A 14,488-nucleotide genomic window follows, 5' to 3' on the forward strand; every position below is an offset into this window, starting at 1 on the left:
GGTATCAGGTGTTGCCGGGAGATATCAGAAAAAGTCATACCGAAAGAAGGAGGGTGTGAGCTGGCGACACGCAAATGCCTGGCAGGACATGAGCTTCAGCAACTCGCTCATGTCCTGCCAGGCATCTACGCGGGCCGGGAAAGGCAAAGCTCCAGCACATGCCATGTTCCCGGCCACTTGCTCACGCGTTCTTCGTCATCTTGTGCGCCGTCCTTCTAGAGCAGGCCGGCCTGGACATCATCCTGTATGCCCTGAAGGCCGACATCGTCGCTCATCGGTGCCTCCTCATCATTGGAGACCGGAATCGCGTCGCCGTCCTCGAGCATGCTCATCATCGCGAGTGCATTCGGTGTGCCAGCCGGAGCCACATCCGGATCACGCGTGATCTGGAAGGACGCCAGATCCTGTGAACCGCCATTGAAGGTGATACGCAACACCTGCACCCCCTCCTCCAGGTCCAGCGTCAGCGAGGGGCCATCGACATAGACTCCCCAGGCGCCGGAATTGGGTAGCGTGCCACTGGCCTCGTCATAGAACTCGCCATTCTTCTCCACCGAGGCCGTGATGCTGCGCCCATTGTCAGGAGCGGAGGTGACGAATGACAGCGTGTGAGCGCCGGCCTGCTCGACATCGATGGTGTACTCAAGCCATTCACCATCCTCTACCCAACCTATCGCTTCCCCCTCACCGACGATATCCACCGGTGTATCGCGATAGTTCGAGCCGAACTGAGCGCTGGAGAGCTCGTTGTAGGCCTCCCCCTGCCCGCCTTCATCAAAGTTGACGGCATCGAGGCTGAGTCCCTCATCCGCCTGCACCTGCCAGGGGATGCCTCCCGCATTGAAGGCCTGCTGACCATCAAGGGAGAGCGAGAACCCCTGCAGGTCCATGGAACCGCCATTGAAGGTCAGTCGCAGCACCTGCTCTCCAGCCTCCAGGGTCACCTGGGCGGTCTCGGTACCCACGAAACTGGTCCAGCTACCGGTCGGTGAGACCCCTACCGGTGTGGCGCTGGCGTACGGGCCGTCGGCCTCCTTGGTGAAGCTGGCGGTGATCGAGCGCTGCCCCCCCCCAGTACTGCCCAGCGAGGCCAGGAAGGCCAGGTCGTAGGTACCGGCCTGCTCAACATTCAAGGTGTACTCCACCCATTCATCGTCTTCGATCCAGCCGATGGCGCTGCCGCCGCTGGCCATGTCCACGCCCTCACCGCGAACATCGGTCCCCTCCTGTACCTCGCTGGAATCGTTGTAGGCGACATCCTGTCCGCCCTCATCGTAATTCACCGCCTCAAGGCTGAAATCACTGCCTACCTGCCAAGGCTGATCATCGTCGGTGTACGCCTGCTGGCCATCGTCCACCGGCGCCACCAGCGTCAGATTCAGAGAGGCCAGATCCAGCTGTCCGCCGTTGAAGGTCAATCTGAGCACCTGCTCACCTTCCTCCAGCGTGAAGGTCAAGGGACCCACATCGGTGAAGTTGGTGAAACCGTCGGTGTCCGGTACCGCCACCGCCTGCCCCTCGGTATAGAAGCTGCCGTCCTGCTCGAAGGCGGCGGTGATCGACTTGCCGTCGGAAGTCGCCGAGGCGGAGAAGTTCAGTGCATAGGTGCCCGCCGTCTCGACATTCAGGGTGTACTCGAGCCACTCACCGTCAGCCACATAGCCGATGGCCAGACTGCCATTGGAGATATCCACCGCTTCGTCGGAACGGAAGCCATCGCCTTGATGGGCCTGCGTGGTGTCGTTGTAGGCGACGCCCTGGCCACCGTTGTCGAACAGGCGCGCCTCCAGTGTCAGACCATCGCTTCCCACCGCCCAGGCAGTCTCACCGGCATTGAAGGCGCTCTGTCCCACCGGCTCGGGATTGTCGAGGAAGTTCGGCACACCGTCGTTGTCATCGTCGTCGTACAGATCCACTCGTCCATTGCCGTCAGCATCTTCCGCCCCTGCGGGATCGTAGGTAGTGACGTTCTCCACCAGGAAGATGTTGTCGTTGTAGTCGTAGTTCACCCCCGCGTAATCCTGGATCACGATATAGGTATCCGGGATTTCGTTGCCGGCGGCGTCCCTGGCCACATACACACGGATCAGATGGCCATCATTCTCGTCCCAGTTGAGATTGTTGCCGGGAGTGCCGATGGCATCGACGGTGTCCTCATGGAGGTTGGCGTCGGGATCGGACCAGGAAATATAGCCCTGGCGGCCCGATATCTCAGCGAAGAAACCAAAGGGCGCATCGCGATCCAGGGTGGTGGTGGTCAGCAGATCACCCTCATTGAGCGTGCGTGGCAGCAACGTCTGACCATCGGCCTCGTCGTGGGCCAGCACCTCGTCGATATCACGGCTGTCGACGTCGTGGATGAACAGTCGTGCCACGTCGCCCTGGGTATGGTAAGCCGCCAGCTGAGTGATCTTGATCGGCGAGCCACCATCGGCGCGCTGGAAGTACGGAGACAGGATCTCATCGCCGTTGGCCTCCACCAGCCCTCCCTGGTTCATCTGCCCTTCGGCAACATTGGTCGAGTAGCCGAAGGCATCGATGATCTCCTGCACTCCCGGTTCCTGGCCGCTTTCTGAGCGATTCTGGGCCAGGCCGGCAAGCTCGATGACCTTCTCTCCCTCATCCGCATCACTTGAAGTGATGATCAGGCTGGACTCGTAGAGACTGCCATCGTTGGGGTCATCGGCGATGAAGCGCACGATCACATCGACTGACTCACCCGGCTCCAGCGTCACCGCAGTGAAGGCCTCCGTCAGCTCGAACAGCGTCGCATCACTGACCTCGACGCGACTGATGTCGAGACTCTCGAAGCCATCGTTTCTCAGCGTGACGGTCACCTCGTCATGCACCTCCTGCGCGGCATTGGCCGGATTCTCGATACGCGACATCACCAGGCGATCGTTGGAAGGCACGCCGTCATTGTTGATGACCGTCAGCTCACCACCAGACACCGGTGTCACGCCCTCGATGAGGAACATGTTGTCGTTGTAGTCATAGTTGATCCCGGTGTAATCCATGATCCCCAGGTAGGTGTCGGGAATCACGTTGCCCTCGGCATCGAGAGCCCGGAACATGCGCACGGTATAGCCGCGCTCGATACCCTCGGCATCGGCCAGCGGGGTGCCGCCTCCGGTCGGGTTGAGTGACGGGTCCGTGGACAGATTGGCCACTTCGATACCGAACACGCCACTTCCGGCCCACCCGGCCGGGATATCATCGAGACCGAAGGTCGCGGTGGCGAAGTTGCCGTTGCCCAATACCGGCAGGATCGACTGGTTATTGTCGCCCGCGTGATTGGAGAAGATCACGTCCTGCCCCTTGTCGCCGGGGTTGTGGATACCCAGCGTCGCCCCGCCACCGCCGTGATAGGCCGCCAGCTGGGTGATCCTGGCCTCGCCAGCCCCCTCGGCCAGAGACCAGTAACGCGATAGCACCTCGTCATCATTGACCGGGCGATACAGGTCGAAGTCGTTGAGTACCGAATTCTCTCCGCCACCGACGGTCGACAAGCCTTCGATACGGTTACCGAAGCCGAACACCTCCCACACCTCGTTGACGTTGGGCTCCCAGCCACCCTCGTCACGTGCCTGCCAGAAGCCTGCCATGTGGATCTCGGCGATCGGAGAGTCGGCATCGTTGGTGGTGAGACGGATACGGCCCTCGAAGACCCCATCACCGGCATTGTTGGACGGCGCGGTGTAGCTGTCTCGGTCGAACAGCACCGTGACCTCGAGGGATTGCCCCGCGGCCAGCGTCAGGCCATCAAACACCTCGGGGTCCGCCAGCGTGAAGGGGCCTTCGATGTCGGCATCGAGCACTTCCAGCACATCACTGCCGGTGTTGGAAATGGTGACCGTGGCACTTTCCTTGAAGTCACGATCGGGATTCGAGCCGCTATTGTCGTCCAGATAACTGAAGTGCAGGCGATCGGAGTAGTAGGCGGCATCACCGCTCTCTACCACGATATCGGCGTCGTCGCTGCCGACCACCGGCATCACATCGAGATAGTCGAGATCATCGGCACCATCGGCGGTGGACACCGCACGCAGGTTGTACTCCACCCCGGCCTCGAGCTCGACATAGGTGCCCTCTTCACCAGCGTCACCCACTCCCGGATAGGCCAGCAGTTTCACCGACTGCCCGTTGAGCGTCAGGGCCAGGCTCTGGCCATCATCGGCGCCCGCATTCGCGGCCAGATCCAAACGATAGAGTCCGCTGCTGTCCACGCTGAAGTAGAAGTCGGCGGTCAGCTCGTTGAGGGTGCGTGCGCTGTCACCGCTCTCGAGCTCGATGCGCGACCCGTTCGAGACATCGGCATACACCGGGATGAAGCTGTCGGACGGTGCATTCGGCACCTGCAGCAGATCGATGTTCGGCCCCACTGCTCCAGGCGCGGTCAGGGTGATGGTATTGCTGCCCTGCTGCAGTACGACCAGCGTGTTCTGGAAGAACCAGTCGCTCTCGTCAGCGTTGCTCTGACCTTCGAAGTTCAACATCCCGAGGTCGACACCATTGATCGCAAGCCCCAGGGGACGGTCATCCTTGGTCGCGGCAAGCGCGTAGCGGAAGGCGATGTCATAGCTTCCCGTCTCGGCGACATCGAGTGTCCAGGTAATGGTCTGATCACCCGTTCCCGCGAAGTCGACGTACCCATCACCGGACGCGTTGCGATCATCATCGCTTGTCAGTACCACCACGGCGCCATCGAGCACTGCCCCCTCGGCCTCGTACTCATCGACGCCAGGCGTGGTATCCGACGCTTCCTGCAGGATCTCCAGCTGGTCGATATTGGGGCCGGTGCCGGCGGTGGCCTGCAGGCGCACCGTGTTCTGACCACTGACCAGCGTCGCCGCCACGGCCTCGGTCAACCACTCGGCCCAGGCTGCATCCCCCGTCAGGCCGTCGGGTGGACTGAAGTCAAACACTCCGACACTGACATTGTTGACGAACACTTCCAGCGGGCGATCGGCATTGCCGCCGTTGGCATAGCGCAGACGCAGCACCGAGTCGCCAGCCTGCTCGGCATCCAGCTCGAACGTGAAGGTGAGGAAGTCGGCATTGGTAGACCCGAAGTCCGCATAGCCACCTGGCGTGCCGTCGGTGTCGTCGGTATTGCCATCGAGCCCGAAGGCACCGGGGCGCAGGCCATTGGGCAGGTCCGGCTGGTTGGTCTCGGGGTTGTCGATGTCGCGAATCTGGATCTCGGCGTCCGTCCCCGTCGCGAGAGTCACGGCGGTGCCGTCGTCAGGCGTCCTGTCCTCGGCCTGAATGACCAGCAGCGAGACCAACTCATCCGTCGGGTCGACAGGGTCCACGGGGTCGACCGGATCCACCACCCCGCCCGGTGCCGGGTCGAGGCGAATGATCTGGCTCTGGCCATTGCCGCGATTCAGGGTCAGCAGATAAAGCTGGCCGGTGACCGGATTCTCGATGATGTCCAGAGGGTCGACGTAACTGATGACGTTGCCCTCAGGATCACGCAGTACGTCATCGCCAATCACGTTGCCGTTGGCATCCAGCGTGATCGAGCGCACGTCATCGCCGCCGGAGTACTCGGTGAACAGCACGTTGCCCTGCAGATTGCCGCCGAAGACATCACTGGTGTATTCCACTGCCCCGTTGGGCGAGCGATTCTCGCCAAGCGAATAGACACCCGAGATATCGTAGGTGCCCTCGGGGTTGGTGCCTGTCGGATACTTGTCGACCTGATTGGGGTCGGTGGCACTGGTCGGATTGCCGCCGTTCAGGATGTATTCGTCGCGCAGCGGGTTGGGATGCCCGTAATAGCCTCCCTCGACGATCTTGAACAGATAGTCATCCTGTTTCTCGACACTGGTGTAGCGCTCGTCCTCCGGCGTCGACGGGTCATCCGGCACGTTGCCGCCTGCCGCCGAACCGTTGGTCGGCACGTACAGGAAGCCATTGGAATGCCACACCAGGTCGTAGGCGTTGCGCGCCCCAGTGGCAAAGATCGTCAGGACCGCGTCGCTGGCGTAGGGGTCGTAGTAGGACTCGAGCACGTTGCCGGACTCGTCCTGCACCGTGGCGACACCACGATCATCGAACACCAGGAATTCGCCATTGCCCATCGGGATCGGGTCGTCCTTGGGATGACCATCCGGGTCATCGAAGCGAGTATTCTGGCCGTTATCGGGAAGCGGCTCGGTAGTGACATCGAAGCCACCGGGAGGCGCATCACGGGTCGGGTCGATCTCCATCACCGAGGCATTCAACAGACGCTCCGGACGATTGCCCCAGGCGCTGTCCGGCTCTCCCATGGCCGAGTTGGACCCCTGGATCAGATAGAGCAGGTGTGTCGGCACATCAGGGTTGGTGGCCGCGTCATGCTCCGGATTCTCCCGGAACTCGAGGCTGTTGGTCACGTGGTCGCCATTGGAGCGTGGCAGGCCAGTGATGTAGGGCTCGGCGGTGCCCGAGAAATCGCTACCGTCCTCCAGGGTGATCTTGGTGATCCGGCCACTGAAGTCGGGCACGCCGTTATCACGGCCAGACAGCGGGATCGGATAGTTGTCGGTGATCCACAGCACGTCGGGATCGGTGGGGTCGATCACCAGCCCGATGATCCCGCGGCGATCATTGCTGGCATCGGCCCCGTCCTGATGGAAGTAATCGCTCGGCAGCGAAAGCTCCTGGCGGTTGCCGAGGGAGCCATCGACGGGGTCGATGTCGTAGCGCAAGATCTGCCCACCAATGGTCGCGATGTACATCGTCGAGCCATCGGCGGTGATCTCCAGCGAGGTGAAACCGAAGGCGTTGTCAGAGGCACCGTCGAGTTCCACCACGTCATTGAAGGCCACATCGCGAGCGACGATCTCTGGGGCTTCGCCGGTAACGAAGGTGTTGGTGTACTTCTGGAACTCACGGGTCGGTGCGTCCAGGTCGTCGTTAGCGCCACGATCCTGGAAGCCGTCGATGATCAGCGTATAGCTGGTGAACTCCTTGAGCGCCTGGCTCGGCGAGATGGTCAGGGAGTCGAAGCCACCGGTAGTGTTGGCGTTGAAGCTGACCTCCTCTCCGGTCAGCGTCTCGATCAGTCGGATCGAACCGTCCCCCAGGCTCTCGAGTAGTGCCCCGCCGCGGCCGTCCACCACCGAGATGCCGACGAAGATGTCGGACGTCGGATCGACCCCGCTCGGCAGGCCGCCGTCGTCGGGATCCAGATCGACTTCTACCTCGTTGTCACCGACCCCAGCGATGGCGCGCGCGTCAGTGAAGAAGGCGTAATCCTCGACGGCAATGCGATCATCTTCCGGCGTCAGGTCCGGCAGTGCCTGGATCTCGAGGTACTGGATCTCGGTGTTCTCGTTGTCGAGCCCCAGGGAATCCAGTGTCAATCGCCCATCACTGACCTGCACAATGCGGGTGACCAGGTCCGAGCGGAAGCCATCGGTATCATCTGACGGATTGCCGTCCGCCGGGAAATCATCGGGCCGGAACGGGGTGAAGGGATCATTGAACAGCTCGCCCTCGGCATTGAGCACGTTGCGACTGTCGTAGGGCCCGGAGGTATCCCCGATGGAGAGGGTGACCTCGTAGTAGCCATCGTCCAGCTCGATCTCCCAGCCGGCGCGCACATAGGCGCTTCCCGGCTGGTCGAAGTGGGCGTAGGTGCCCTGGCGCGGGTCGAGCCCGGCGATATCATCGGTGCGATCATTCACCGCCACGCTGGTCAGTGCGCTGATATCCAGCGGTTCGGTGCCGGGGTCGGCGTCGTAGATCGACGCCTCGGTGATCCAGCCGTACTGATGGGTCTGGCCGTCTACGGTCACCGATTGGGTGCCGAAGGCCTTGCCGTTGTCGGCGATGTAGCCATCCGGCACCGCGATGCCTTCGGGCTGGAAGTTGATCTTGACCGAGAAGCGCTCGCCCGGCTCCACCGGACGCTCCGGCACCACGCCATCACGGCTGACCGTCAGGCTGTCGATGTTGGGGCCGGCGTTGCCCAGATTGGCAAGGCGAATGGTGTTGTCGCCGGCCTCGAGTGCCACTTCGATGGTCGTGGTGGTCCAGTTCTCCCAGCCGGCGGCGTCGGTTCCCGTGGAGGCAAAGGCCAGATTCCCCTGACTCAGCCCGCCAACCAGGATACCCATGGGTCGATCCGCGCCGTTGGAACCGGCATTGGTATAGCGAACCTCCAGGGTGTAGGTGCCGGCCTCATCGACCGCCACCTGGAACTCGGCGGCGTCACCGGCGTCGGCTCCCATGTCCAGATAACCGGTGCCGGTAAAGTCATCCCACAGCCCATCTGGCCCGGAGGCGACATTGGTTTCCGGATTGTCGGCATCGCGCACCTGGGTATCACCGTCGGTATCGATGATAGTCAGCGCCTCGCCCTCGATGGCGAAGTTGAATGCAGGCGTGCCGTCGTCTTCCGCGAAGCTGACCACCTCGCTGGCGCTGGCCTCGTTGCCGGTGGCATCGGTGACGAACAGCGAGACGGCGAGATCGCCGCTCTGATCATCGAGCTGGCCGCTCAGATCCAGCGTGATGTTGCCATCGGCGTCCGGCGTCACTGCCTCACGGGTCGCACCGCCGTCGAAGGACACGGCAACGGTGATCACGTCATCATCGATGCCGGAGACGTTGAAGACTGCCGCCGCCAGCTGACTGGCATCGAGAGTGTCGTCAGCCGCGACAATGGCGAGATCGCCGTCCTCATCGGCACTCACATCCTCCGGGATCGGGCCGCTGCCGGCGTCGGTCACTTCGATGCGATCGATGTTGGGACCGGTGGTGGCGCCAGCGGGAATCGCCAGCACGATGGCGTTGCTGCCCGCCTCCAGGCTGACGGTGAAGGTCTCGAAGACCCAGTGGTCGAAGCCTTCTTCCCCGCCGCTGCCGTCCGGGTCCGTGCTGGCCATGGCCAGCATCAACGGATCGCCGCCATTGATCACCAGATCCAGCGGACGATCGGTATTGGTGGCGTAACGCACACTGATGTCGTACTGACCGGCCTGGGCCACCTCGATCTGCCAGGCGACGTTATCGCCAGCCGTGTCGCCGAAGTCCAGATAGCCGGTACCGGAGAAGCCCGGCCGCAGACCGTTCTCCAGATTCGCATTGTCTTCGGGATTGTCGGCATCGCGCACTACGGTATCCGTCGCGTTGGCGCCGTCATCGAAGCTCGTCACCGTGCCGTCTTCGGCCTGCAGACGCAGGGGCGAGAACGGCGCTTCATCGACATCATTCACGGTGACCGAGAGCTGCGCGGTGGTGGAGAGGTCGCCGTCACTGACGCTGACCTCGACGTCATAGACGCCATCTTCGTCATCATCGACCGCCAGCTCGAAATCGCGGGCACTGGTGAAGCTCAGCACGCCGGTGGTGGCGTCAATGGTGAACAGCGGAGAGTCGGCCCCGCCAGTGATGGCGAATACCGGCGCGTTGAGGCCGAGAGTCCCCCCGTCTTCATCGACGAGCGGGATCGCGCCAATCTCGGTCAGGTTCTCATCCACTGCAAACGCGGTCTGGTCGATGGCGATGCTCTCATTGAGATCTGCCACGGTGATCAGGGTGTCCTGTGACACGCTGTCCTCGCCATCGGTCACCGTCACGGTCAGCTCGTAGACACCATCTTCATCGCTGTCGGCGGCCAGCTCCGCGTCCGGTGGATTGAGGAAGGCGATTCCTCCACTCGCCACGTCGTAGGTGAAGAGCGCGGCATCGGCACCGGACAGCGTCACCGTCAGGCTGTCGCCATCGGCATCCTCAAGCACCAGACTCGCCACGCCTGCACTGTTCTCGTCGACACTGATCGCGGCACCGAGTCCCGCCAGGATCGGGGCAGTATTGACCGGCTCATCGATACGCTCGAATTCAAGCGAGTCGATACGCATCAGCTCGCCACCGGCACCACGCAGTTCGAGGCTTGCCAGATCACCGGCGGTTACCTCGAAGGGCGTCTCGAAGACGATTTCCTTGCGGTTGCCGCTCTGGCCTGCATTTCCGCGCGCGCCACTGCCGACGAAGGTGCCGAAGTCGTCGTTCAATACCACGTCGGCGCTCAGGCTATCGGTTGTCGTGTTGCGCGCTTCAAGCACGGTGTCACCGATGGTCAGGGTCAAGGTGCCTTCACCGTCGGTTTCATCGAACACATAGAGGCGCGCGATGTACCAGCCCGGCTCCACGCCGCCCGCCGAGAGATCAGTGCCGATCGTCGCCGGCGCATTGCTGGTCAGACGAATCAGCTGCTCGTTGGACGCCGACGCACTGCCGGTGACGATCAGGTTACCGGCGTCGAGATCCGTGAAATCTTCCGCCTCGATCGTGATGCTATCGCCAACCTGGGTGCCTTCGATGATGAAGCTCAGCGACTGGGTCGCTGACAGACCACTCGGGTCGGTGGCGCGCACCACAACGTCGAAGGTGCCCCCTTCACTTGGCGTGCCTTGAATGACACCGTCGATCACCTCGAGCCCGGCAGGCAAATCCTCGGCCGTCAATGTCAGGCTGTCGCCATCGGCATCGGAGAACAGCGAGGCGAAGTCCGCCAGCGGAATCTGGAGGAAGCTCTCGCCCACCTCTCCAAAGTAGGGCTCGAGAGCGGCAGGCTCCGCCACCGGGGCGTCGTTGACGTTCTCGATGCTCAAGGCGAAGTCGGTATCGGTACTGGCGGTGCCATCATCGGCGGTCACCGTGATGGTGTAATCGCCCGGCACCAGACCAGCGAGGCTCCCGGACAGCACAGTGTCGCTGACACTCAGCCCGTCCACGGTGACCGGCAGGCCATCGCCATCGGTGACCCGGAAGCTGAAGGCGAGGTCATCGCCATCGTCATCGACGAAGGGCAGGTCAACCTCGAGATTCGCGCCTTCGTCGAGACTCAGATCAGCGATACCCCCCCCCACCACGCGCGGTGCGCTGTTGGTGTCATCGACATCGGCTTCTGACAGGCTTACGCCACTGAAGCTCGCACTGCCCTTGGCGCCCACATCATCGTCGTTGACGAAGACCAGCGAATCGAGGGTGATGCCCGCATGCGCCGAGAGATCGATGGTGAAGCGCAGGGTGCCATCGCCATTGTCGATGCCCTGCCCACGCAGATCGACAAAGCCACCCTGCGTCTGGCTGCCGCCCAGCTGATAGACACTGTTTCCGCCATTGAACGGATTGGAATCGGCATCGAAGCCGATGGCAACGATCTCGGGGATCGGCGAATCGGATATGGCCACATCCAGGGTCAGGATGCTGCCACTGGTGATCGTGTAGTCCTCCGGCAGGGCTGCCCGCTTCCAGACATTGTCGTTCAACGTCAGAGTGCCACCGTCGCCTGCCACCACCGCCCCCGTGCCAACGGAGGGATTGTCCTGGGTCGCGTTGTAGGCGCTGATCGTGGCGTCATCGAAGGTGACATCCAGCGTCACGCTGCCGACGACGGCCAGCGTGATCGCCTCCGCGACACTCGCCTCATTGCCGGCGGCATCGGTCACGATCAGGGTCACGATCACATCGCCCGGGGCCTGTGTGGAGAGATCGACCGTCAAGGTGTCGCCATCGCTGACAACGGACTGACGGGTCACGCCGCCGTCGAAGCTGATCTCGAGAGTCGAGCCGTCATCGATTCCCGCGACACCGAATACCACGCTGGCGCTGTCATCCGCCTCGATGGCATCTTGCGGGCCTTCGAGTGCCAGGTCGCCCCCCTCATCGGCGGTGGTATCCAGCGTCAGCGCCAGGCTCTGTTCGGCACGGTTGCCGAAGGCATCCATGGCGATCAGCGTGACCGACAGATCGCCATCAGCGAATCCCGACAGGTCCAGCGTGAAGCTGCCATCCGGGTTCGGCATCACCTCCTGGACCGTGATTCCCTCATCGAAGGTCACGCCGACGAAGGTGATGTCGGCATCCAGTCCGCTGACGCTGAAGCCCGCTTCACCGACGGTCGCGCCATTGAGGAGGGGGTCTACGGCGGTAAAGGTCAGCACAGAGGCATCGGCATCCGCCACGACATCCCCTACCGGGCCCGTGCCCGCCGTGGTGACCTCCAGGCGATCGACATTGGGCCCATTGCTGCGCCCATCAGGGATCGTCAGCGTGACGGTGTTGTCACCGACCTCCAGACTCGTCGTCAGGGTGTGGTAGCTCCAGACATCGAAGCCCTCAGGGTCGACGTTGCCGGCGTTGGGGTCAGTCCCGACAAAGGCGAGCTCGGAGGGCTCGCCGTCATTGATCGAGAGAGCCAACGGACGCGCGCCATTGCTGGCATAGCGGAAGTTGAGGTCGTAGTCGCCCGCCTCGGCCACATTGACGGTGAAGGTGAGGCTGTCACCCGGCGCACTGCCGAAATCCACGTAACCGGTGCCGGAAAATTCCGGGCGCAGTCCGACAAAGCCACCGGCCTCGGGATTCGCGGCGTCGCGCACCACGGTGGCGGCGTCATTGCTGGCGCCCAGCACGGCATCCTCTGCCTGCATCACGACTGGCGCAATCACCGGATCGACAGGCTCCACCGCATCGGCCTCCAGTAGCGCCACCTCGATCTTGTCGATGTTCGGCCCGTTGGTCGCGCCGCCCAGACGCAGGGTATTGCTGCCCGCGGCCAGGGTGACCTCCAGCGTCTCGGTCGACCAGCCTCCCACGCGGAAGGCCCGCCATTGCCTGGCTGGTTGTCTGCGGGCACATCATCGACATCATCGGGGTAGTAATTCGGCGCAGTCACCGCTGCGAACTGGAAGGTACCAATCTGGCCTGGCGTCCCCTCATCGATGAGAAAGAGGCCAATGGGACGCGCCGAGCTGCTGGCATAGGTCACGGTGACGCTGTACGTGCCGGCGGTAGCCACCTCGAGAGTGAAGTCACCGTAGGCCTCGGCATTGCCCGATGCCCAGTCGAGATAGCTGGCGCCTTCGGCGCCGACCCGGAAGGTTTCCCTGCCATTGGTGAAGCTGGCGATATTGTCGAGAGTCACCACACGATTGGTGCCAGCGTCGGCGACATCAGACGTCGAGCCGATATCGAGATCCTCACCCTGAATGACGAAGACGTCCGGGTCCGGCGCACGCACTTCCAGATAGTCGACGTTGGGGCCACTGGCCCCGTTGGAGGTGAAGGACACCGTGTTCTCGCCCGCCTGCAGCTGAACGCGAATGGTACGCTCGCCGAACTCACTGAAATCAGTGGCGTCGCCGGTCAGGGTCGTGCTCGGCAGATCAAACATTCGATCCTGAAGTTCGCCATTGACGTCCAGGCGCAATGGGCGGTTGCGATCAGACCCATCGCCATTCTGGCTAAGCGCATACCCCAGCGCGAGTTCATATTCACCGGCCTCGGTGACGCTGAAGGTGAAGGTCAGCGTCTCGCCGGTCGCGCCGCCGAAGTCCACGTAGGCAGTGCCTGATGCATTGGCGGTATTGGACGGATTATCCCCCCCTGTCACCACCTCGATACCGGCCCCACCGATGGAGGATGCATTGCCATCTCCGTCGTCATCGCTGAGGTCTTCGGCCTCGATACGAAGGGTAGTGAAGCTTTCCGGTGCGATGAGCGCCGCCGTGGCCAGAGGGGCAGGTTCGGCCAGCAAGGCAGGTCCTGTGCCCGCAGCAGGTTCATCACTACTGGTCAGTAGCGCCTGGGCGGCTTGCGGCGTGTCCTCCTGGTCACTCACCTCCTGGTCACTCACCTCCTCGGCGACGACATCCGGTGACTCGATCTCGAAGCCGAACTGCTCACCAGACCCAGGCAGCACCTCGCCTCTTTCGTCCAACGCTTCGATCATCATCTTGAGCTTGCCTGATAGGGGGGTAGGCAGATGATCAAAGACAAAGGGACGCTCAAAGCGCTCAAATACCGACAGTCGATCCTGCGCATCCTCGAATGTCATTCGCATTGACTTGATGGAATTTCCCCACACTGAGGGAAATGGCGTGACCATTATTTCGTGATCCTGGAACGTCTTTTCATCAAGACGATCACCACTCCTGATACGTGATGCCATGGACTCAAGACGACTCGATACGAATGACATGGAATACATTTTCCCTACCCCTCGAATAATTTTTAGTGGCGATTTCTACGCCATCTTGAGACCTCACGACACGACGCCCTCACCGGCAATGAATCCCCGGTGACTTTCCACTCTCCAACGCTTTCTCAAAGAGTTCTAACATGACCGGCCAAAGACTCTTAACCCCGTCAAAAACGAGTCTAGACACGGCCTATCGCAAGACAAGAGATTTTTCTATTCACCCTCAGAATTGCAATATGCAACTGATCTTCATATCAAAATAAAATCAATAAAAACAACATATTTACTGTTTTAAAATAGTAAAATATCACCCCTATAAACCCTCGGAACGACTTGGATGATGAGAAAAACAATACTGAATAAGTGCTTGGTCTTAAGTTTCCGTGTATCATCGATGCTAGGATTTCTGACACGGATGACCCCATGGCAAGGCGCTTCGTTGCTCCTCTCACTGACTCTGAACAGCAAACGCTGACCTCGGCCTATCACCATGGTGAGAAGCGC

At 61.7% G+C, this 14,488-nt stretch carries 2 protein-coding genes; both read right to left on the minus strand.

The features are described from left to right. Positions 1–215: 215 nt before the first annotated feature. Entirely contained in the window at positions 216–12,563 is a 12,348-nt protein-coding gene (locus tag BF12_RS20745) for a carbohydrate-binding protein (protein WP_248623745.1), read from the minus strand. Then, positions 12,449–13,984, minus strand: coding sequence for a carbohydrate-binding protein (locus BF12_RS0116860; RefSeq protein WP_024953284.1), 1,536 nt, complete (start codon positions 13,982–13,984; stop codon positions 12,449–12,451). Before BF12_RS0116860 ends, BF12_RS20745 begins: the two co-directional genes overlap by 115 nt. Positions 13,985–14,488: the final 504 nt, after the last annotated feature.

This window comes from Cobetia crustatorum (genome assembly GCF_000591415.1).
Taxonomy (GTDB): Bacteria; Pseudomonadota; Gammaproteobacteria; order Pseudomonadales; family Halomonadaceae; genus Cobetia; species Cobetia crustatorum.

Coding starts and splice junctions, on each gene's coding strand:
- BF12_RS0116860 (WP_024953284.1), bottom strand. CDS start 13,984: ATGTCATTCGTATCGAGTCGTCTTGAGTCCATGGCATCACGTATCAGG.